This is a genomic window from Ideonella sp., from assembly GCF_041914305.1.
Taxonomy (GTDB): domain Bacteria; phylum Pseudomonadota; class Gammaproteobacteria; order Burkholderiales; family Burkholderiaceae_C; genus Ideonella.
Genome location: NZ_JAYSDQ010000016.1, coordinates 154,953 through 178,017 on the forward strand (window position 1 = coordinate 154,953; position 23,065 = coordinate 178,017).

Genomic DNA, 23,065 nt, shown 5'->3' on the forward strand with positions numbered 1-23,065 from the left:
CACGGCGCCCCGAAGGCAGCGGCGAGTGTACGGGGCACCCGACACGAGAGGCGCGTCGATCGAGGGCATCCGCATCGAGGCCGCCCACCGGCCGCATCGCGAAAACTCGTAGTTGCCTCGCAGGGGCTCGACTTCTGAAGATGCGTGGCGGTCGAATCCCCCACCACCAGCTCGCAAGCCAAAAGCACCGCGAAGCGCGAGGAGACTCCATGCTGTCTGCTGTCGATGGTTCAAGCGCGGCCTACCCGGCCCCAATGCCTTGGCATCCGCCCGAGCCTGTGAGCCCGCCGCAGGCCCGCCCCACGCTGCCGGCTGCGGGCAGTACCACGGTCGCCCGGCCGGCCAGTGCCCCCACGACGAGCGGCACGGCGGGCCCGTCCTTCGCCGACGGCCTGAAGGGCACGCAGCCGCGCAAGGACGACCTCATCTTTGCCGAGATGGCGAACGACGTCTACTGGCTGCCCAGTGGCTCGCCCCCCTCGACCGGCCTGCAGTCGGAAGCCGATCTGCAGACCCAGGGCTGGACCCGCATGCAGCCGAACGGCCATGCCTTGCGCGGCCCCGACGGCAAGGACCTGGCGATCGACCCCGCGTCGCTCGAAGACCAGCACAGCGGTCTGCGTGCCGCCATCTACACCGACGGCAAGGGCCACTACGTCGCGGCCTTCGCCGGCACCGTCACGGACAATTGGGGGGACATCCGCGCCGATGCGGGCCAGGGCATCGGCATGCGCACGCAGCAGTACGACCAGGCGATCGCGCTGGCGAAGAAGCTGAACCAGGTCGCCGGCCCCGGCAACGTGGCCTTCACCGGCCACTCGCTCGGCGGCGGCCTGGCCGCCACCGCATCGGCGGCCACCGGCGCGCCGGCGATCACCTTCAACGCCGCGGGCGTGAGCAACGAAACGCTGCGGCAGGTGGGCTTCGCCAACCCCAACGACGCGCGGGCGAACTTCCAGACCAATGGCCAGATCCGCAGCTATTCAGTCGACGGTGACCCGCTGACCACGGTGGACGAAGCAGGCGCGCCGGCCCAGCTGGGCGCGCAATGGCACTCGGCCTGGAAGGACCCGCAGGCCGACATCCGCAACCCGAAGAACATCCCGTGGATCCACGGCCAGCCGGGCGACGGTCAGTCCTATGTCGAGGTCATGCGCAACGGCGACATGAAGCCCGGCGTAGTGAAGAACCCCTATGCCGACACCGGCGTGGACGGGCTGTTTTCGCCGATGGGGCCGGCGGGCGAGCTGGTGCCGGTGCGAGGTGCCGTGCTCGACCAACTGGGCAACGCCGGCACCACGGCCCGAGATTCCCTGGGCGACCTCATCCAGATCGGCGGCGACACCGCGTCGGACATCCGCGCCGACGCGCGGCGTGGCGACCCCCTGGCCTTCTTGCGCGTTGGCGGCGAGCTGCAAGACGGCGGCCTCGACGCCACCGGCGCGCTGCTCGACAACGCCCACGATTTCGCCGGCCGCACGGTCACCGTGGTCACCGACCACACCGGCGAAGGCATTCGCGACATGGGGCAGGCGCTGCACCTGCCGCAGGGCGTGACGAACGCCGGTGCCCGCTCGGTCGAATACGCCGGCGACGCCACACGCATCGGCCTCGACCACGCCGGCGATCGCGTGGAGGTGATGTGGGACGCCGCCGGCTCGGCCGCCGACTGGACGACCAACCGCGTGGCCGACGCAGGCGACGCCGCGGTCGACTGGGGCCACGAGCAGTGGGACAAGGCCGGCGACACCGCGAAGAAACTGCTGCCGATCGGCCTGAAGGGGCTGGACCCGCGGTGGTGGTGAGGGGTGTGGCCAAGGCAACGCCGAACGAGCCCCGCGCGGGCTGCGCGCCCCTGCTGTGTGCGGCCGGCTGCGGCGCCCTGCCCCGATCAAGGCCCCGGCGACGGTCGCCCCTCGACCCGAAACCATCGGCGCCACCGCCACGGCCGCGAAACGCCCCGGGGCTCGGCCACGAAGGGCATCTGCCATCGCGGCTGGTCGAACACGCGAACCACCCAATCGGCATCGCCGATGAATCGAAACGCGGCCGCGTTGGGCTCTCGAAACGTCAGGCTCGAGAACGAGCCGGTCGAGTACATCGCGCCGATCCTCGCCGAGTCGAGCAGCCGGCCGTCGCGGTCGACCAGGTGGATCGACAACTGGTCTTCGGCCGGCACGTCGTCGGTCAAGAAGAGCAAGTAGCGCCCGTTGCACTCGACCGCCGCCTCCAGCACCGCGCCATCTACCCGCTGGCCGGTGGCCACCGCGTTCACGCAGACTTCGCTGAGCGGTGGCTGATCGTCATTCACCACCACCGGCCGCACCGAGATCTCGCTTGCCAAGCGCATGACACTCTTTCTGAAGGCCGCGAGCGCGTCGCCCGAGAAGGCACACGCCGACAGGCGGATGCGGCAGCGAGTATCGCCGAGCAGTTGGCAGTCATCGAGCGGCGCGGCAGCCGCTCGACCGGGTGATTCAGCTCACGTGGACCCAGTCGCCCTGGTCGGTGCCTACGGTCGGGCGCGGCGCCGCGCCGGTCGAGAAAAAGCGCGCGACACAAGGCCCGCCGTTGTGGCCGAACTTGGCGTCGAAGCTCTGGCGGTCCACCTCTTGCGACAGGTCGTAGACCCGGCTGTTCTGGCCGTCGATGACGTGGATCGAGCCGTCGTCGGCATGCACGCAGTTCATTGCGTGGCTGTAGGCCGGGGTGTCTCTCTGCGGCACGCTGATGATGCCGCGGCTGCCCGGGGCGATCTCGGCGGCGAGCATGTCGGTGAGCTTGTCGTCGGGCCTCAGGCCTCGATCGACACTGCCCTGCTGCGGCAGCGTGCCGGCAGAGGTCTTGTCGGCCACCCAGAAACCACTCGGGTTGCCCGACGCGAGCGCCTCGAGGTTCTGGTCGGCCGCCTTGCTGCAGTAGACGCAGTTCTGCTTCAGCGCCATCGGCCCCGCGCCGATCAGCGCCTTGCCGAAATTCAACGCGCTGCCGTAGGCGAGGTTCGGGTTGACGTTGTCGGCGATGAACCGCAGCGACGCGTCGTGCCCGCCCTGGGCCGCCTCTTGAAACGCCGCCGCCTTGCCTGGCTCGTCCTTGATGCCGAGAAGAAAGTTCGCAGACTGCCGAAGGTTTGCCGGGCCGCTGGCACCGGGGCCCGGCACGCGCGAGGCCATCGACGGCAGGCTGACGCGGCCCGCCGGCGGGCTTGTCGAACGAGAGACCCGCATCGGCAGGCCCGTCGCATCCAACGCGGCCCTGCCAGCATCGGCAGGGGCGCGCGGCTGGCTTTCGGCGGGCGCCGTCTGGCTCGGGCTCGTCGTTTGATGAACGTGGCCGCTTCCAGTCGAGATCGGCGTGACGGGTGGCATAGGGGCTCCAGTCTGGGGGGCGAGCAAGGGTGCCGGGCAGGCACAGGCACCGGCTCTTCGCCCCTCGGATTGTTGTGATGAACCGCCCAGCACCCGCCTCGACGCGCGAAGGCGTCTGCGCGGGCCCGAAATGCGCGCCCCGCAGCAGCGTGTTGCCGCACGCAGAACGCAGTGCGCGCCATGTCGCAGCGGGCTCGCTGAACCCGGGGCGGGCTAACATCTTTTCTCCCCTGCACCGTCAACTCTGCAAGGCCTCATGGCACCCCACTCCACCGCGACAAGCACCATCACCACCCACGGTCGAGCCACGATCGCCGCCGAGCATCTCGCATGACCCAAACGCTGGATCCGCAAGCCTGGCAGCGATTGAAAGGCCTGCTGGCCGATGGGCTGTCGCTCGCGGTCGAAGAGCGGCCGGGGTTCATCGACCGCGTGTGCGAGGGCGACGACGGCCTGCGCCGAGAGCTCGAATCCCTGCTCGCCGCCAGCGACCTGAGCGACACCCCGCTGGACTCGCACCCGAGCGAGCAACTGATGGACGACCTCGGCCAGCAGCCCGCGCCCGCATGGGTTGGGCGCCGGCTGGGGGCCTACCGCCTGGTGGCACTGATCGCGCGCGGCGGCATGGGCGAGGTCTACCGGGGCGAGCGGGCCGATGGCCAGTACGAGCAGCAAGTGGCCGTGAAGCTGGTGCGCGAAAGCCTGGACGGCGAGTTCTTGCGCCAGCGCTTCGATGCCGAGCGCCGCATCCTCGCCGCGCTGGACCACCCCAACCTCGCCAAGATGCTGGACGCCGGCGTGGCCGACGACGGCACGCCCTACTTCGTGATGGAGTTTGTCGATGGCCAGCCCATCGATGTGTACTGCGGCTCGCGCGAGCTCGGCATCGAAGGCCGGCTGCGCCTGTTCCGCACCGTGTGCCAGGTGGTGGACTACGCGCACCGCCAAGGCGTGGTGCACCGCGACCTGAAGCCCAGCAACATCCTCGTCACGGCCCAGGGCGTGGTAAAGCTGGTCGATTTCGGCATCGCCAAACGCATCGGGCCGACCCACGATGACACGGTCACGGCCACGGCGCAGCGGGCATTGACGCCCGAATACGCCAGCCCCGAGCAGGTGCGCGGCGAAGCCGCCACGCCAGCCAGCGACATCTACGCGCTGGGCGTGGTGCTGTACCGGCTGCTCACGCGCGTCAGCCCCTACGGCGACACCACCGGCAGCAGCTACGAACTCGCCCGCGCCATCTGCGACACCGAGCCGGTGCCGCCCAGCCGCGCGCTCGATGCCGCAGGCCAGACACTGCCGCGCCCGCTGCGGCGCCAACTGCAGGGCGACCTCGATGCGGTGGTGATGATGGCGCTGCGCAAGCAGGCCGATCGGCGCTACCCGTCGGCCGAAGCGCTGGGGGACGACATCTTCCGCCACCTCGACGGCCTGCCGGTGCAGGCGCGCCGCGGCGCGCTCAGCTACCGTGTCGGCCGGCTGCTGCTGCGCCACAAGGCCGTGGCGGGCGCGGTGCTGTTCGCCAACATCGCCCTCATCGCGGGCACCGGCGTGGCGAGCTACCAGGCGGTGCAGGCTCGGCAGCAGCGCGAGCGCGCCGAGCACCATGCGCAAAGCGTGCGCCGGCTGGCCAACAGCTTCATGTTCGAAGTGCACGATGCCATCGTCAAGCTGGCCGGTGCCACACCCGCGCGCCAGCTGCTGGTGCAGACCGCCCTGAAGTACCTCGAAGAGCTGAGCGCCGAATCGAGCGGCGACCCCGCCTTGCGGGTGGAACTGGCCACCGCCTACCGCAAGATCGGCGACATCCAGGGCCAGGCCTTCACGTCCAACCTGGGCGACCCCGACGGTGCCTTGAAAAGCTACGCCCGCGGGGTGGCGCTGCTCGAAGGCATGACAGACGAGCCGGCGCTGCGGCAGTTGGTGAGCCTGTACAAAAGCCAGGCCAGCCTGCTGGCGATGCGCGTTGAATCGGCCGCCGCGCTGGCCGCCGCCACCAACGCCGTCGCCATTGCGCAAAAACTCTCGGCCGCACACCCGGACGACGAAGCCGACCTGATGCTGCTCGCCACGACGCTCGGCCAGCGTGCACAAGCCATGCAAGGCGCCGACACGATGGACGGCTTCATGGTCGAGTCAGAGAAGGCCGCCGAGCTGCTGCGCCGCGTGCTCGCGCGCAACCCGAACCAGCGGCAGGCGCAGCTCTACCTCAGCAGCCACTACTCGCAGCTCGGCGACCGCTACCTCGAACGCGACACCACGCAAGAGACCGCCAAGCTCGCCCACGACGCCTTCAGCCAGGGTGTCGCGCTGCTCGAAAGCGCGCTGGCCGCCAAGCCCGAAGACGCGCTGCTCGCCGCCCGGGTGGCCGCGATGAGCGACGACGTGGGCCGCGCCCTCATCCGCCTGAACCAGCCCGCCGAGGCCCGCGCGCAGCACCTGAAAGCACTCGCCATCTGGGACAGGCTCAGCGAAGCCGACCCCACCAACGTTCGCTACCGGTTCGAGCGCGCCCACTGCCTGGGGCAACTCGGCGCCGCCCTGCTGGCCACCGGCGACGCAGCCCAAGCGCGCGATCGCCTGCAGACAGCCGTGACGGTCTTCGACAGCCAACCCGCCGGCGCCAAGCAAGACGCCTACCCCCTCTACACCCACGGCGCCAACCTCTACCACCTCGGCCAGGCCCTGGAAGCCCTGGGCGCCAAGCCCGAGGCCAGGCGGCGCTACGAACAAAGCTTTGAGGTGCTGGGGGACGTTGAAAAACGCTTCGGCACCGGGGCCGGCAATATCAGCACGCAGGAGGTGCGCACGGCGATCGAGCGCGTTGCGTCGGCGCGCTGAGGGCGTGGTAATGCTCACCCAGCGCGGTAAGCCCTCAAGGCCACGATGAGCGCACTCAAGGTCACTTGGCATCTCTTCACCAGCGCCCCCATCTGGCTCGCGGTATCCATCTGCGCTGCGGAAGCAGCCGACCAGCCCCGCGAGCCAGCATCAGCGGACACGCTGCGCATCCTCTCGAACATCGACCGTCAAGCGCCCGACCGCAGCGCAGCCGACAAACGTGCGGCCGACCGTCTCAATCGCGATGGCGAGCGCGCCTACCGAAAGCGAGACTACCGGGCGGCGCGCACGGCCTTTTCGAACTCGTACCCCAACTTCCCCACCGCGTTCGCCTACATCATGACGGGCGACTCGCATTGGCGCGCGGCGCTTCAGATTGCGAAGGCGCGCGTCGGGTCGTCGGCCACAGCGTCGAATGAATCACGCGCCTGCGCAATGTCGAACGAGCACTTTTCTCACGACCTCTTGATGGACCTCGATCAACATCATGATGTGGGCCTCGCGCTTGCGGCCAAGGTCAACGGAGGAACGCTCCCGAAAGAGCCGCTCATTCAGCGTGCGCATGCGGAAGCTGTGTGCCTTCGAAGTCTCGGCACGCGGTATGAGAGTCAACCGGCCACGGCCTGCGTTGACATGGACTCGCTTGCGGCGTGCCTGGGGGTGCCGCTGCTTTAGTAGCGTGCCGCGGATGGCCGCTACGCAGGCTGCCCGTGGTCGCCCGCAGCGGTACCCACGATGCCTTGCGACATCGGCCGGGCTTGGCGCGCTAAGCTGAGCGGCCGCCGGGCAAGCCGTTCGCGCCATGCCGGTGACCGCTTCGCTTCGCCTCGAACTTGCGGTCTAGACCAGAAGCGGACGGCCAGTTCACTTGAAAGGATGAGGCAAAGTCGCCATTCGATGTACTAGAGGCGGCGGCCACACTACTCGTCCTCTGATTCAATGAGGAGTTGCTGGCTCACTTTCAGACTGTCCGGCGGAAGTCTCGGTCGCTAGTTGCGTTGCCGAATCACTTGGAGGGGATACCAGTTGCCTGGCCTGTTTACCTTCACCTGCCGAGGTAGCAGGCCAAATCTGAGCGCTAATCTTCTGAAGGTCCGGGATGATGACGTATGGAGACGGGTCAATGACGTTGGCCGTCTTGCCTAGCTCTTGGTGGATCAACTGCTTCAGCAGGTTCAAGACGGGCTTGCCTCGTCTCCACTTGGAAGGGCTTGCCTCGTAGTCCCTTCTGGCTGTTTCAGCAATTTCAAAAACATCGGGTGCCTTGCCACCCTTGCGTTCACGCTGTGCGACTTCGAATCGAAGGTTGGTTAGTGTCTTGAGGCTCTTGCCCATCGACTGTTCAGTAGCTTCATCAATCAGTTCTTGAGCACGTGCCACCGAAAGTCCAGCGTTCAAGTGAGCGAGATGTTCAGCGTTGATGAAGTAGCCCTCAGCATCCGAATGCGCTGTCAGGAAAGGGAATGCCCCGATCGCTCTGATCTCACTCTCGAACTTCTGTGCTGCTTCCTCCGGCATGTAGTCCCGGTCTCGATGCAGAACGAACTGGACCTGGGAGGCCTTGTCAGCGAGAAAGCCGCGGAGAACCTTGGCAGAATCAATCTTGGTGCACCCTGAGTAGGCGCGTATATCAGTCTCCGGCAGCTTGAATCCGTTGACGCTCAGCAGCGAGTGGAGAGCCTTGATCGACTCGGCGGCACTGTCCTCTGTCGCAAAGAGGCATCTGACGGACCCGCCGGCGAAGTAATCCACGGAGTCGAGCGCTCCAATTTCCATAAGCAATGACGCCGTCGTCACGCTGTTGAAGTCCACTTTGCTTCCGTTACTCACCCACAGGACTGTCGAGCGCTCGCGCATCGCATCGAGCACGTGACGGGAGTGCGTACTGATGAGAGGCCTAAAGCCGTGCTCGGTGGCCAGGTCAAGTATCAGATTGCATAGAGCTCGCTGGTTATTCGGATGCAGGTGCGAATCCGGTTCGTCCAGGATCAGAACACTCGGCCGAAAGAGGGTGATGTATGCGAGGATTTGGCTGGCCTGCAGTATGGATGTACCTGCGGCGTCAATTGGCAATCGGGGCTTGCCAGGTCTCGTGAAGAAGACTTCTATGTGCTCATCGCGATCCCGATCGAACTTAATTTCGAAGTCGATACCGTCAAATAGCTTCTTCATGCCATCTTGGAATCGCTGCCAAGGGCCTTTCCAACTCTGCATTTCCTCGGGCTTGAGCTTGCCCTTTGTAAGCTGTTCGGCCCGGTCTTTTGCCTCTGTGTTTTCGGCATCCTTGAGCATCAGCAGAACGTTGCGCAGGACGAGGTTGGCATCGCCGCGTGCAACGATTCGCCGGACAACCCCAGGTGACTGGTAGCGCTCCTCTTTGGCAATCCCAGCCAGTCCCGGCGCGTAGATCGTGAACGGGTTGGTGAGGTCCATGAGACGCTCCCCCAACCTTCTTCCCTCAACCACCACAGCGATGTTTCGATTTCGACCGCGGCGGACCGAGACAACACAGCTAGTGCCGTCCACACAAGCGACGCTGATTTCTATCTGAGACTCCGGCGGCTCCTGTAGTTGCCCGCCGTGTGCCAACGACAGAACGTCGGCAACGGGCGAGTAGAGAAGCTGCGTCGGGTTGAATGAGACCTGAAATTTGTCCTTTGCCCAGTTGACCCCGTCGCCGACAAGCTTGGCGGTCTGGGCAACTGAGACAGCAAAGTGCAGGGCTTGCAGAGCGCTACTCTTGCCGGCGTTGTTGGCACCGATAAGGACGGTTGTGTCCTTCAGATCCAGTTCGAACTCTGCGAGTTGCTTGAAACGCTTGACGCTGATGCTCTCGATCTGCGCGGACATTTGTTCTCCCATGCGCTATCGCGGCGCGTCTAGGAACATTCTATTTCTAGAGTTGTGTCGGCCACTGGATCGCCAGGTTGGACGCTTGTCGCAATGAGCAATTTCGACGCGGCGGTGGCGCCTCAAATGTCTGCACGAAAGACTGCAAAGCATCCTCTCCTGAAGAGCAGAGGATGGCCGGGGGCGCCATCCGTATCTCGGAGTTCACCCCCAAAAGCGGTGAGCATGAGCAACCGACTCGATTGGTAACGGGCGCCCAAGACATGTCGCTACCGTGAGCCGGGGCCGGGGGACTCGACGGGAACTAGCTCGAACTTCTTCGAAGATTCGAGCGATTCAAGAGCCAGCCCTTCCAGATCCTTCTTGCCCTTGATCTTCGAAAAGTCGATAGCCGATTTGTCTGGTCGCGACGCGATCACCTTGAGGCCGACTGCGACGCCAGGGTCAAGCTGCTTGATTTTCGAGAAATCTGTACCCTTCAAGGATGTCAACTGCCCGACGCACTTGCCATAGCATGGTGGATTCGGTGTGAACGGATATATCGTGCAGTCGCATTGGTCCGCAGCGAAACCCTGACCAAGCGTAGCTGTAGCGATCAACAGGATAAGAACTCGATTCACGACTCACCTCCTTTTGCCGTCTCCTTGCCGAACACCCAGAAAAGAAGGAAGACGAGAAGCCAACAGCCGAAGAAGGCCAACGACCACAAGAGCCAACTCCACTGATTTGCATATGTGTCATTGATCTGGGAGGCAATGACTGCAGAGCTTTCTGGCTTTACCAGCAACGATGCCAAGTACTCGCCGGCCAAGCGGTTGCCCATGTACAACGATGCAGCCAGGCACATCCAACCCGGGACAAAAAGTAAATAGGGAAGTCTGGACGGCAGCGTGATTGGGCGTCGATAGGACGTGCTGACAATGGCCCCCACCGTTCCGCCGGCAACGGCTAGCGCCCATGCCGAAAGATGGCTAGAACTCTCCGCGATTTCCTTCAGAACGCTGACTGTCTCTGTCATGCGCAGGGCACCTCCTCCGGAATCTTGTTGACTTCGGGGAGCGGTGTCATCCACCACATTTACGATGTCAGGCAAGACTTTTGTATGTGGCCAATGAACCGCGTCCGTCCTCGGTGCGCTGTGCCTCTGACAATGGCTCATCCACCGCGACGGTTACTCGCCGCCGAGCTCGCCGGGGCGTGCACGGCAATGGCGCGTGCGGCCTGACCAGGGAAACGCCACCACGATGGCCCTCGCGGCGGGCGGTACCCGCTGGGGGCGATTTTGGGAGCGCCGAAGCGCGCAGCGTTCGTGGCAGCGAGCGCCAGCGAGCCTCGTGAACAAACTCGCGGCCGCTGTTCGAGCGCAGAGAGCGAAGCGAACGCAGCGAGTTCGGCCGCGGCCACGAAGGCGAGCACTGCAGGGAACCCTCGGCCGCAGGCCGAGGGCGCGGACTCATGAGCCCCCAGCGGGTACCGCCCGCCGCGACGCGCCGCGGCCCGCCCCGCCCCCCAAGCCCGGAACGTCCGCAACGGGCCGGCAATCCGTTCTGCCAGTTGACGACCGCGATAGCCGTCAACGGCAGATCAGCGATAAGCCACCGTGGTCTTCTTCACCACCGAGCGCTGGGCCACCTGCACGGTCAGGCGCCGGCTGCCGGCGTCGTAGTGCCAATTGCCCGGCGGCACAGCCACGTCGTCGAGGGTCACCGCGGTGGGGGCGCTGGCGTTCATGAACACGACGCTCCAGGCGCGTTGCATGACCTGGCCTGTGAAGCGGCCTTGGGCCGGGTGGATGCTCAGGGTGTGGCTGCCGCCGCTTTCGTCGTACACCATCGCCGTGGTGGCGCTCTGCGCGAGGTCGGGGTTCTTGCCGTCGTCTTCGAACAGCGTGAACTTGCCCTTGGCACCGGTTGCCAGTGTCACGGTCAGTGCAGTCATCGGGTTTTGCACGTCGTTGGGCGCGTTGTCACTGCGGGTCACCAGCAGCCCACCCTGCCTGATGAACACCGGCATCGAGCTCAGGTCAGTGGTGATGGTGGGCGTGCTGTTGCCGTTGTAGGTGGTGCCAGAAAAGTAGTCGGTCCACTGGCCGGGCGGCAGCCACACCGAGGTGCTGGCAGAGCTGCCGGGCGCCGCGACCGGCGCCACCAGGATGTCGGGCCCGTAGAAGTATTGCGACCATGCGGTGGCGTAGGCGGCCTCTTCGTTCGGATACTCCAGGTACATCGCCCGCACCAGGGGCACGCCCGTCTTGTTGGCCTTCCATGCCAACGAGTAGGTGGTGGGCACCAGTTGCTCGCGCAAGCGCAAGAACTTGGTAGCCGATGCCTTGCCCGCCGCGCCGTATTGCCAAGGCAGCCGGTCGCTGTGGTTGCTGTGCAGGCGCAAGATGGGCTGGAAGGCGCCGAATTGCACCCAGCGGGCGTACATGTCGTCGGACATGCGTGTGGTGCCAGGCTCGGCGCCCGGCGCCTGGTCACCCGGGTTGTTGTGCCCGCCAATGTCGTGGCTGACCGAGGCGATGCCGGTGGCGGCCGACTCGGCGGCGGTGTAGCCGCCCGCGGTGGCCAGCATGTCCCAGGTCGAATAGGTGTCGCCGGTGAAATGCAGCGTGCTGCGCTTGTCTGCCCACGGGCCGGTGGGTTCGTTGGGCAGGTTGTTGGCCGGGCCCGAGCCGTAGGCGCGCGAAAAGGCGAAACCACGGCCGACCTTCTTGCTCACGCGGGCCGCGTATTTCTGGTTGATGTAGGCGTCGGATGTCACCTCACGGCGCGAGTTGGTCGAGCCGTCGCAGCACCAGTCCAGCCACCAGATGTCCACGCCCTGGTCTTCCATCTGCTGGTGCAGACCGAAGTAGGCGGCCAGTTGATCGGCGTCGCCCCAGTCGAAGCCATAACAGCCGAAAGGGTTGGACCCGGCCGTGCCGCCGCAATAGGTGCGAGCCAGCTTGTTCTTGGCGGTGGCTTGCGCCTGCGCGAACTGCGGGTCGTTGCCGACCACGGACGGGTGGATGTTGAACGGCGCGAACAAGCCCTGACCGTGCACCCAATCGAGAAAGCCCTTCGGGTTGGGGAACTTGGCCGTGTCGATCTCCCAGCCGGACCAGGTGTCCACCGCCTTGAAATCGGTGTCGACCACCAGCACATCCAGCGGCACGCCTTCGGAGCGAAAGCGCGGCACGATGTTGTTCTGAAAGTCTGCCGCGGTGCGGTCGTAATACTCCGAGAACCACACCCCATAGGCCCAGCGGGGCAGCAGCATCGAGGGGCCGGTCAGCGTGGCCAGGTCGCCCAGCGCCTTCTTGTAGTTGCGGCCGTAGGCGAACACGTAGCCGTCTTGATAGCTCTCGGCGCCATGGGTCGGGCGCGGCTGCAGCACGTCGGTCTTGCTGTCGTACAGGCCAGACAGCGTGTCGTCCAGCCGGTACCAGCCATCGCGGTGCAGCAGGCCCGGCGTCAGCGGCGCCCCGCCGCCGTGGATCTGGTCGAGGCTGCGGCGGTAGCCGCCGAGCGGGATGTGCGCCGTCAACGCGGGCGCGCCGGTGGCCGTGATGGCGAGGGTGTCGGCATTCACATGGCAGCTGGCGATGTCTGGGCAGCTCAGCGTCAGGTCGTTGTCGCCGGCCTTCAGCGCCACGTCGACCGTGGCCGTCTTCCAGGTGTCCCAGTTGCCCGTTGGTGGCAGGCTGAGCGTGGTGTTGGCGCCGTTGGCGCTGACGCGCATCGTGCGGGTCTGGTTCAACCCATCGCCGCCGGTGCTGTTGGCGTAGCGCAGCTGCAGGGTGTAGGTGCCATCGGCCGGCACGCTGGCGATGCGGGTGGCCAGGCTGGCGCCCTGGTTGATCTCGGCCACGAAGCCACGGCCGGCGTAGCCCGCATGGTCTGTCATCGTGGTGGCAGAACCGGCGAGCCGGGTGGTCTCGGCTTCGCACACGGTGCCATAGGCGCAGTCCAGCGCCTGGCGAGACGATGGCGGTGGGTAGCCGGCGCCGAGGTTCACCACGGCCAGGCTGTCGATGTTGACGTTGCCCGAGTCACCCGCGGCGCGAAAGAGCCGCACGGTGTTGTGGCCGGCCTTCAACGGCAGCGCGCCGCTGGCCACGGCCCAGGTGTCCCAGTTGGCGGTGGTGGGCAGGGCCAGCGCCGGCGCGGCCACGCCGTCCACGGCCAGGCTCAGGCTGCGCTGGGTGTGCTGGCCGTCGCCGCCCACGCCGTTGGCGTAACGCGCCTGAAACGAATAGGTGCCGGCCTGGGGCACGTTGACGTCGATGGCCAGGGCATCGTTCACGTTGGTGAAGCCGGCCACGAAACCGTCGCCGGTGTAGCCGGTGTGGTCGGTGGCCAGCGAGGGCCCGGTCGAAGCCTGTTGCTCGGCCTCGCACAGGTTGCCCAGCTCGCACTCGATGCGCTGCCAGGGCACCACCGCCAGCGGCTCGTCGCCCGCCAAGTGCACCACCAGGTTGCGCGCATTGAAGGCGCCCGAGCCTTCTTTGTATTTCAGCACCATCGCCGAGGTGGTGATGGTCAGCCAGCCGTTCGCGCTCTCAGCCGTGAACTTCGGCTTGGTGAACTTGTTGCGGCCCACCACATTGAAGGTGCCGGCGTTCTGAAACTGCTTGTCCCCTGCAAACTCGGTGCGAATCAGGCGCGGCGACAACACCTCGAAACGGGCCGCGCCCGACACCACCGCCCAATCCTTGGGGCTCGATTCAGCCGCCTGCGCAGAAGCTTCAGACACGAATGCGCAGCCCAGGATCAAAACGGCCAACGCGATGGGAGTGCACCGGGCACGTGACGAACGAATGAACATATCTCTCTCCCCTGCCGCCCACATCAGCGGGCGATCTTGAACGATGAAGTCTTGTCGTTGAAATCCAGCGGCACCATCGAGGTGTCACCGGTCAGCACCACCGCACGCCCGCCGTAGTTGGCGTGCTCATACAGCGTCACGCGAGCCCCGGCAGGCACGCGCACCGACGAGATCAGGTCGTTCCAGTCCTGGCCGACCCACGCGCTGTCGCCCGTTGCGCAGAAGCCCCTGCCGGCGTAGTTGGCGTGCTCGTAGAAGCATGCCGGTGCGAGGCTGCCGATGCGGTAGTTGGCGACGATGTCTTTCGTGCCGTTGATCGCCCGCGCCGCGTCGGCCCAGCCCTCTTGGCCGCAGGCCTGGCCCGAGCAGCCGCCGATGCGCGGGTTCGAATACTTGTAGTAGTGCGTGCCGGCGTAAGACATCACGTCGCCGTAGTTCGTGCCCGGCACGATGTAGCCCCAGGCATAGGGGAACACCGGGTCGCCGCCGCCCTGCGCATGGTCGTGGTTCATGCCGAAGTTGTGCCCCACCTCGTGCGGCATCACCATCGTCGGGCAGTTGTCGTCGGTCACGCCATAGGCCCAGTCGGCATGGCCGGTGGGGCCTTGGGTGACGCTGAGGTAGGCGATGCCGCAAGAGCCCACGCCCACGGTCGGCTTGTGCAGCAGGTGCACCACGTCGGCCTTGGCCGCGTCGCGCGCGGGGCGCACGCCCGAGAAGGCACCCTGGCCGTTGGTGATCATCGTCAGCAGCGTGCCCTGGTTGACGTTGTCGTCCTGGTTCACATACAGCGTCTTGACCAGGCGCGCGGTCACCTCGACCGCGCTGTCGCGCAGGATCTGGTTGAAGATCGCCATCTGGCTGTCGATGCGCGCGCGGGCGCCGGCGTCGCCGCCGTAGCGGCTGACCATGTTGGGCGTGTAGACAACCATCATGTCGACCGTCGACTGCGCCAGCGGCTGGGCGATGCCCTCGGGTGCGGCCGCTTCATCGCGCTTGCGCTCGACCGCCGCGCTCAAGCCTTCGGGCAGGCGCGGCTCGGCCAGCGGCGCGTAGCCGATGCCGGCACGCTGCGGGTCGATCAGCCAGGTCTGGCCGGTGCGGCCCTCCACGCGCAACCCGCCTTCGGGCAAGGTGACGATGCCGTTGGCCAGGCCATCGGGCGCCTCCGTCAAGATCACGCGGTAGTCCATGCCCTGGTCACGCAGGTGGCCCACGAACGTGACGTTGCCCGATTCGCTGCGGCGCGTGTCGTCGTGCACCACGGCCACGCTGCGGCCGTCGGGCAGGTTCAGCTCGACCTCGGCGTTGAGCGGCAGCTTGCGCAGCTGGCGCATGTTCACGTTGACGGGGAACGTGCCCTTGGCCGGCAGATCGGCGGGGCGGGCCATCTCCAGCCGGGTCAGTGCCGCACCTTGCGGGTGGGCGCCAAAGACCTTCATGTCGGCCGCGTGGGCAGCGGTGGTGGCCATCGCCGCGGCGGCGGCCACCCACGTGAGGCGGTTCAAGACCGAGCGAATGACGACCGGGCCCGTACGCTGGATACGCTGTTTCGTGTGCATCAGTGGTCTCCTTGCAGAAATGAAGTGGTGGTGTCCCTGCCGAATCGGGGCGGGCGTGGGGCCCGCCTCTCGTTGTTCAAGGCATGGGGCGGCCGTTCGATGTGGCCGTCGGGTGTGGCCGCCCTGGGCTCACGGCGCCCAGGCGGCTTCCACGGCCCAGCGCGTGTCGTTCTCGAAACTGCCCGAGGTGTTCCAGTCGCTGCCGCCGTAGCCGTCGGCAATCCACACCTGCGCGGCGTAGTGCCGCATGAAGCGGTTCGGGTAGTTGATGGCCGCGAAGCGCACGCCACCGCCCTGCCCGGCCGCCGAGCAGAAGGTCGCATCCTGGCGATAGAGGTCTGAGTTCTCGAGCGGCATGCGCTTCACGCGCGAGGCCTGGTGGCGCAGATACTCGCCGGGGAAGTTGCGCGATTCGAACGAGTAGCAGCTGGCGTTCGCCAGGCCCGGCACCAGGCGCCAGGTGGCGTCGGCCTTCAGCACGGCGTCGCTGCCGCTGGTCACCACCTCGGTGTTGGCCAGGCCGTCGATGTGGCGCAGGTAGCGGTTGTCGAAGCCCGGGGTCAGCACGCGCAGCGATTGGAAGTTGCCGGTGGGCAGGATCACCGCGCTGCGCCACCAGCCCGTCTGCTGCGCCCACGAGGCATCGGCCTTGAACAGCTCGCTGTTGTCTGATGGATGCAGCCACACGCCTTCAGCCTGGTGGCGGATGTAGAAGCCGGGCTTGTTGGCCGACTCGAACGACACGCCACCACCACCATCGAGCGCCTTGCGCGGGCAGAAGGTGGCCGATTGCTTGAAGGCATCGCTGTTGTCGCTCGCGTCGATGCGGATGCGGCCGTCGAGGTGGCGCATGAACTTGCCGGGGATGTTCACCGACTCGAACGACAAACACGCGCTGTTCGACAGGCCGGTCACCGGCTTCCACGAGGCGTCTTGCTTCAGCACGGCGCTGCTCGCGTCGTCGACCACCGCGGTGTAGCCCAGGCTGTCGAAGTGGCGGATGTAGCGGTCGGTCACACCCGGCGTGACGGTGCGCAGCGAATACGACGTGCCGAGCCGGAAGTACGGCACGCCTTCGACCAGTGCCCGGTTGGCGGCGCGAACGAAGGCGAAGTCCATCTTGTGGATGCGCCGGTCGTAGGTGAGGAAGCCGTTGAGTTCGTCTTCCACATCGGTGATCTCGGTGTAGACCACCGCGCTCAGGCCCTTGGTGTTGGCCAGCTCGCGGATGCGGTTCACCTGCCCCGCGTAGGCCGATTGAAGCGAGGCCTGGTCGGGGTAGAGCACGTAGCAGCAGGTGGAGTCGGGGTTCCACATGTGGCCGTCCACGCGCAGGCCGTTGCCGCCGTATTCACCCAGCACCGAGATGCGGCCGGGCTGCCAGTCTGGCGCCGCGGGGCCGGGGTAGTCGTGCAGGTCGATCAGGTCGCCTGCGCCGCTGTCGCCCGGCGCCCAGTTGATGCCCGAGTGGGTGTTGATCAGGCGCGTCGAATCCCACTGGCGGAAGGTGGCGGCCATGCCGGGCATGTCGAAATCGCCCCAGCTCTCGTTGAAGATCACCCAGGTGACGATCGCGGGCGACGAGCGGTGCTCGTTGACGATCTCCTGGTCTTCGGCACGCACCTTGTCGCGCACGGCCGTGTTGTTCTCGGCGTCCCAGGCGTGGGGCATGTCTTGCCAGACCAACAGGCCCAGCTTGTCGGCCCAGTAGTACCAGCGCTGCGGCTCGACCTTGATGTGCTTGCGGACCATGTTGAAGCCCAGGTCCTTGGTGGCCACCAGGTCAGACTTCAGCGCTTCGTCGGTCGGCGCGGTGTAGTTGCCATCGGGCCAGAAGCCCTGGTCGAGCGGGCCGTTCTGAAAGACGAATTGGCCATTGAGCAACGGCCGCGGCACGCCGCCCACATCGCCCACGCTGATCGAGCGCATGCCGAAGTAGCTGCCGATGGTGTCGACGACCTTGCCGTTGGCGTTTTTCAGCTTGAGCGTCAGGTCGTAGAGGAACGGATCGTCCGGCGACCAGAGGTGCGGGTTGCTGACCTTCACGTTCAGCGCCTTGGTGGCGCTGCCGCTGGCGGTGGCGACCTTCACGCCATTGGCGGTGACCACCGCGTCGATGGTCAGGCCGTCGAGCTTCTTGCCCTTGAGCGCGATCTTCAGCGACTCGTTGGCCACGTTGGGCGTCAGGTCGACCCTGTCGATGTGGGCCACGGCCACGGGCTCGAGCCACACCGTCTGCCAGATGCCCGAGCTGGGCGTGTAGAAGATGCCGCCGGGCGAGTTGGTCTGCTTGCCCAGCATGTCGCTGCCGTCGGTGGGGTCGAAGGCGCCGACCACCAGCTCGTTGGCACCGGCCTTCAGGTGCTTGGTGATGTCGAAGCTAAAGCTGTCGTAGCCGCCGCTGTGCTGGCCGACCTGGGTGCCGTTGACGTAGACGGTGGCCAGGCGATCGACCGCGCCGAAGTTCAGCAGCACATGCTTGCCCGACCAGCCGGCCGGCACGGTGAAGCTGCGCTTGTACCAAAGGTGGCGCTCGCCCATGCGCTGAATGCCCGAGAGGTAAGACTCGGCCGGGTAAGGCACGCGGATCTGCTCGGGGTTCTGCGGAAACGTGGGTGCGCTCACTGGCGGGTGCTCGGCATCAGGTGCGCCGGCGCCGCCGCGGTAAGACCACATCCCGTTCAGGTTGACCCAGTCGCTGCGGGTCATCTGCGGGCGTGGGTACTCGGGCAGTGGCACGGGCGCTTGCAAGGCGGCGTCCGTCCACGGGGTGATCATGCGAGGCACGGGGACCGTGGCGGGCGCAGCGGTGTCGGCCGCAGCGGCCAGTGCGTGTGTGCGCTGCGCGGCGTTCGGCGCACTGGCCGTGTCATCGGCCGTGCCGCCGCCGCAACCGGCCAGCACCGCGGCGCTGGCCAACGCGACAAGAAGGAGTTGGGGTGTCATGCAGGGTCTCTCTCGTTGGTATGTCGGTTCTGTGCGTCGGGCACAGCGGCGCTGCGCCCCATGGCACGGGGCGCCGCTTTGGCGGTGTCTAGTGACCTGTCACACTGAAATCGGAAGTGGCTGCCGACGCGATACGGTGCGCACTGCGGCGTTGCGAATGCTCGCGATGCCACGGGGCATCGCTGTGCTTCGCGCCTTGCATTGCACACCGTCTCGCGCCGTCCTCCACTCCCATTTCAATGTGACAGGCCACTAGAGGCGGGTCACCAGCCCTTGTTGCCGGCGCCCTTGTCGAAGAAGCTGTCGGGTGCGTTCTCGCGCTGCAAGGGCGCAACCTTGGAGCCGGCCACGGTGACGCCGACGAAGCGCACCGAGCCGCGGCCACCACCGTCGGCCACCTCGATGCCGTAGGTGCCGGCGCGCTTGACGTGCACGTTCTCGAGCTTGACGCGGGTCATCGTGGCGTTGTCGGCCGCCTGCAGCGCATACGGCGGGATGCGTTCACCTTGGACGTAAGGCGTGCCGAAGCCGCGAAACTCGATGCCGGCGTAGGTGGGCTCGATGATGTCCAGGTCGTTCACGTAGATGTCGCTGATGCTGCCTTCGCGCAGGTAGAACTTCAGCGCCCCGTGGTGCCAGGGGTTGGGGCCGTCTTCGCGGAACATCGTGCCACCGGCGCGCGTGAGCGAGATGTTCTGGAAGGTGGTGCGCGGCTTGGCGAAGGGATATGGGCTGAACTCGTGGTCGATCAAGATGCCGGGGTAGGTCAACACGTCTTCGCAGGTGCTGTCGCGGAACATGTTGTCGGCCCCGCCGTAGACCGCGAAGCAGTTGGCGCGCCACGGCATCTGCACGGACACATGGCGCACGATGTTGCCGTGGCCGATGCCCTGGTCTGGCGCGTTGCGCTGCTCATCGGTGAAGAAGTTCGGGCCGAACTCGTAGGTCTTGTAGGCGACCCACTTCGTCCACTGGATAGCCCAGATCGCCACCGCATCGTCGCCGGTGTTGCGCATGTGGCAGTTCTCGACGATCGAGTTCGAGGTGCCGTTGTCGAGGTTCACGCCGTCGGCGTAGGTGTTTCGGATTCTGCAGTTGCGGATGACGAGGCCGTCGGTCGGCTGGGTCTGGTACGGCGGGTCGTTGCCCACCCAGATGGCGGCCACCTTGTGCTCGATCCAGACGTTTTCGATCAGGCTGTTCTTGCCCATCGGGCCGGCAAAGGCTTTCTGCGGGCCGTTGGCTTCTTCGTCGCGGGCCTTCGATTCGCCAAAGATCGAGAAGTCGCCGAACACGCAGCGGGCGGTGGCGCCGTAGCAGAAGAACATCGACTTCGCGCCGCGGATGTTGGTGTGCCACATGCCGGCGCCGCGAATCTCGATGCCGGGGTTGTCCAGGCCCACGTTGCCGCCGTGGATGACGTTGGCCAGGTAGTTGCCGGCCGGGAACCACAGCTTGGCTGTCGAGCGCATGGCCCGCAGGATGTCGTCGGCGTGGTCGACGCCGTCGTCCGGGAAGATGCCGAATTGGGTGACCGAGGTGAAGCCCTCGGGCATCGTCAACGGGGGCGGAGCTTGCTCCAGATCGACCAGATCGATGACGTAGAAAGGCGCGCTGTCTTGGGCGTCGCGCTTGAGCATGACGGTCGCGCCTTGCGGGATCGGGTCGACCAGCATGCGGACTTCGTCGAAGAAGGTGTGCGGCTGCGGGCCGGGAACGTCGACGACGGGGTCACCGATCTTGCCGCCGAGGTACGACCACGCGTAGCGCGACGTGAGGGGCAGCGTGCGCACCCGGGTGCCGTTGATGTACAGGCCGAGCGTGGCGTCGATGCCGCCGCCACCAGCGGAATCGGGAATCGAATAGCGGACGACGATGGCATTGGCGGCTTTTTGGTTGGTGAATGAAACGTAGTCGCCGGTCTTGTTGAGCCGCACGGCCTTGCGGCCGATGGCTTCGGCCTCGATGTGGTTGGCGTCCCACTTCTGGCGGCTGGGGCCGAGGATCTGTGCGTTGGTCTGGCCGTCTTCGGCCTGGTATTCGGTCCACGGCACATTCGCGCCGCGGCTGATCGCGAGCGCCGGCTGCGCCGCGGCGCAGGCCAGCACACCGGCCGCCGCGCTGGCCAGCCAGGCCCGCCAGCGGGTTGGGTTGTTCACTCTCATCGGCACTTCTCCTCAGGGCATGAATCGAGACTTGAATCAAGGCGAAACGGCGCCGCGGCCGCTCGGCGATTCGGCCATTCGGCCAATCACCACCGCGGCAGGCCGTTGGCCTCGCGGATCAGTTGGAAGGCGGTGTCCGGCCGGACGACGACGTAGTCGCCGCCCAGGCTGTTGGCCACGTTCAAGAAGGTCGTCGGCGTCACGTTGGTCCAGGGCTGGGCCTGGATCAGGATGAAGCGGGGTGACGCGCCGTTCCAGCCCGCGGCGGCCGAGGCGATGTGGTTCTTCATCGCCTGCTCGTCGGTGCAGTAGTTGCACGACAAGGCCATGCCCGGCAGGCTGTTGTTGTAGAGGGTCAAGCCACCGCCGGTGTTCTGCGCGGTCAGGCCCAGCAGCGTGGGCGCGTTGCGTGCATAGGCGTTGCCCGAGGCCTGGCTGATGCCGCCGGTGATCGTGTTCCACACGGTGATCACCTTCAGGCCGGCCTTCTGGTTGTAGCGCTCGGTCTTGGCGACGAACTGGTCCAGCGCCGCGGCGTTGGTCCACGAGTTGGGGTAGGTGTAGCCGTAGCCCGAGGGGCCGGAGATGAGGTTGTCGTTGACGGTGGACGTGGTGTGGAAGAAGTTCAGCGCACCAGGCATCGCGTCGACCATCGCCGGCGACACCGTCCAGCCGATGGGCACCTTGCCGCGGTCGGGGTTGTTCCAGAGCTTGCGCATCAGGTGCTCGACGTACTGCAGGTTGTCGCCGTCGCTCAAGATGAACGCGACGTAGAGCTTGTTCTGCAGCGGCGGCTTGGTGGGCGTGGGTGCGATCTGGATCGTGCGCGGCATGCCGCTGTGCACGGTGAGGTTGCTCGACCAATCGCTCGCCACGGTGGCAATGCCGTATTGCGACGCGCGCTCGACGCCACTGCCCTCTTCCGGCCACCAGCCGAGCATCACGGTGCCCGCGCCCATGCCGGCGAGAAACCTGTTCAGCAACTCGCTTTCGCCTGGCACGCGCGGGTCGAGCCAGATGGTGGCCGTGCCCACGGCGGTGGCGTATTCGCGAACCGCCGCCTTGTGGATCGTGGGCGAGATGCTGACCACCGCGCGGTGCGTCAACGTGGGCCAGTAGCTGTCGAACAGCGTTTGGTAGACCTGCAGCTTGCTGCTGAACTGGCCGCGGAAGTCGACGAGGACGGGCAGGTTGTACGGCGCGGCCGTCAGCCTGGCCGCCAACGTGGGCGACGCGATCAGCGCCTTGCGTTTGCGCGCGATCGCCGTGGCGAGGTTGATGGTGTCGGGCTGCGCAGGGTCGTAGACGATCAGGCCGGCGAGCGAGTCGCGGTACTTGGTGATCAGGCTCCACTTGTCGCTCACCTCCACCCACTGCAGGCCCAGCGATTGCAGCCAGGTGGTCGGGCCTTCGGCAAACGCGTCGCCCTCGTACGAGAAGATGCGCGGCTTCTTGAAGTTGACGATGCCCTTGAGCGAGGCGAACAAGACCATCTCGTCGGCGCTGGGGCCTTGGGCCACGCCGACCCGGTCGACCTTGATGTAGGCGCCGCCCAGCCAGTACACGAGCAGCTCGAGCGAGTGGTCGGCGGCGGCCAGGGTGAACGGCAGTTGGAAGCCCGTGTACTGGCCCGCCAACGGGAAATCCATCCGGTTGACGGTGCGCTGCGCGAGCACCGCGCCGGTGGTCGCATCGCGCACGTCCAGCACCACCTGCGGGTCGTTGTTGGCGGTGTTGTTGTCGATCTTGAGCTGAAACTCGGCCGTGTTCGGCCCGGCCGGCACGCTGCTGTCGTACGGGCCATAGACCATGTGGGCGTTGGGCGCGTCGATGCCGGTCTGGCAGAGCCAGCCGTCACCGTCTGCGTGACCGGTGCCGTGCGAGACGAGCGGGCCCTCAGCCTCCCAGCGCAGCGGGGTTTCGCGCAGCGTGATCAGGTCTTGCGTGGCCCGGGGCGCCGGAAAGCTGGGCAGCAACTGCTTGGTGGGCCAGGTCAGGTCGGCCTGCGCAGCGCCGGCCACCAGCAGGCCCCCGACGACGAGCCAGGCGCGCAGATGTCGAACCGGGGCTGTCGAATGGCTGGTCGAACCATCGAAGAAATTGTCAACAACCATTTTGTTGAGCATTCGAAGCGCCCTCTCGGTTTCAGAATCAGGCCGAGCAGACGGGGTTTTTACCGACGCGCGTTGGCTTTGGTGTTCGCCACCCGCCCGCCGCCTCGGTCTGGTTTATAGGTCATACTTTTGGAACTGATTCCAATGACCCCGCGTGGCACATAACCAAAATGAAACCAGTCGCAACAATGGTTGCCCCGCGTGCAGGCAGATAACGTTTTCAAGCAGGCCGCGGCCACAGTCGACAACGGTGTCATCGCTGCGTGGGTTTCGGGCCTTTGCAACAGAGTACCGGCACCGGAGCGGCAGCCTGCCTCGAAAGCCCCGCAGATCGACCCAATCCCCACCCAACATCGACCGGCAACCGAGTATCTGAATCCAGCGCGGTCTTGTTTGAACGTCTAGGG

Annotated in this window: 13 protein-coding genes; 3 read left to right on the forward strand and 10 right to left on the reverse strand. The window is 66.2% G+C overall.

Features of this window, described 5'->3' with window-relative positions:
• Positions 1–209 precede the first annotated feature (209 nt).
• Complete coding sequence (locus ACE3SG_RS20735) at positions 210–1,805, forward strand: hypothetical protein (protein ID WP_374568103.1); 1,596 nt, start codon at positions 210–212, stop codon at positions 1,803–1,805.
• Positions 1,806–1,891: 86 nt separating this feature from the next.
• Here ACE3SG_RS20735 and ACE3SG_RS20740 read toward each other — a convergent pair whose 3' ends face one another.
• Both ACE3SG_RS20740 and ACE3SG_RS20745 read right to left on the reverse strand, forming a co-directional pair.
• Positions 1,892–2,350, reverse strand: a complete 459-nt coding sequence (locus ACE3SG_RS20740) for a hypothetical protein (RefSeq protein ID WP_374568104.1) — start codon at positions 2,348–2,350, stop codon at positions 1,892–1,894.
• Positions 2,351–2,477: 127 nt separating this feature from the next.
• Complete coding sequence (locus ACE3SG_RS20745) at positions 2,478–3,227, reverse strand: hypothetical protein (protein ID WP_374568105.1); 750 nt, start codon at positions 3,225–3,227, stop codon at positions 2,478–2,480.
• Between the two features lie 471 nt (positions 3,228–3,698).
• On the opposite strand from ACE3SG_RS20745, the gene ACE3SG_RS20750 reads away from it, so the two are divergent.
• Both ACE3SG_RS20750 and ACE3SG_RS20755 read left to right on the forward strand, forming a co-directional pair.
• Entirely contained in the window at positions 3,699–6,212 is a 2,514-nt protein-coding gene (locus ACE3SG_RS20750) for a protein kinase (protein WP_374568106.1), read from the forward strand.
• Between the two features lie 45 nt (positions 6,213–6,257).
• Positions 6,258–6,887, forward strand: a complete 630-nt coding sequence (locus ACE3SG_RS20755) for a hypothetical protein (protein WP_374568107.1) — start codon at positions 6,258–6,260, stop codon at positions 6,885–6,887.
• A gap of 261 nt (positions 6,888–7,148) precedes the next feature.
• Here the strand turns inward: ACE3SG_RS20755 and ACE3SG_RS20760 are convergent, their stop codons facing one another.
• From ACE3SG_RS20760 to ACE3SG_RS20795, 8 genes are all read right to left on the reverse strand, one after another.
• Positions 7,149–9,062, reverse strand: coding sequence for an AAA family ATPase (locus tag ACE3SG_RS20760; RefSeq protein ID WP_374568108.1), 1,914 nt, complete (start codon positions 9,060–9,062; stop codon positions 7,149–7,151).
• 269 nt (positions 9,063–9,331) lie between these two features.
• The gene (locus ACE3SG_RS20765; protein ID WP_374568109.1) at positions 9,332–9,682 is read right to left on the reverse strand and encodes a hypothetical protein; all 351 of its coding nucleotides are present in this window, start codon (positions 9,680–9,682) and stop codon (positions 9,332–9,334) included.
• Positions 9,679–10,155, reverse strand: coding sequence for a hypothetical protein (locus tag ACE3SG_RS20770; protein ID WP_374568110.1), 477 nt, complete (start codon positions 10,153–10,155; stop codon positions 9,679–9,681). Before ACE3SG_RS20770 ends, ACE3SG_RS20765 begins: the two co-directional genes overlap by 4 nt.
• Before the next feature lie 491 nt (positions 10,156–10,646).
• Positions 10,647–13,799, reverse strand: coding sequence for a TIM-barrel domain-containing protein (locus ACE3SG_RS20775; protein ID WP_374568111.1), 3,153 nt, complete (start codon positions 13,797–13,799; stop codon positions 10,647–10,649).
• 95 nt (positions 13,800–13,894) lie between these two features.
• Positions 13,895–15,433, reverse strand: coding sequence for a M12 family metallo-peptidase (locus tag ACE3SG_RS20780; protein ID WP_374568112.1), 1,539 nt, complete (start codon positions 15,431–15,433; stop codon positions 13,895–13,897).
• Positions 15,434–15,562: 129 nt separating this feature from the next.
• Entirely contained in the window at positions 15,563–18,379 is a 2,817-nt protein-coding gene (locus tag ACE3SG_RS20785; protein WP_374568113.1) for an AbfB domain-containing protein, read from the reverse strand.
• Positions 18,380–18,642: 263 nt separating this feature from the next.
• Positions 18,643–20,544 carry a glycosyl hydrolase family 28-related protein gene (locus tag ACE3SG_RS20790; protein WP_374568114.1) on the reverse strand — a complete coding sequence of 634 codons (1,902 nt, stop codon included), beginning with the start codon at positions 20,542–20,544 and terminating at the stop codon, positions 18,643–18,645.
• Between the two features lie 86 nt (positions 20,545–20,630).
• On the reverse strand, positions 20,631–22,658 hold the full coding sequence (locus ACE3SG_RS20795; protein ID WP_374568115.1) for a hypothetical protein: 2,028 nt from the start codon (positions 22,656–22,658) through the stop codon (positions 20,631–20,633).
• Between the last annotated feature and the right edge of the window lie 407 nt (positions 22,659–23,065).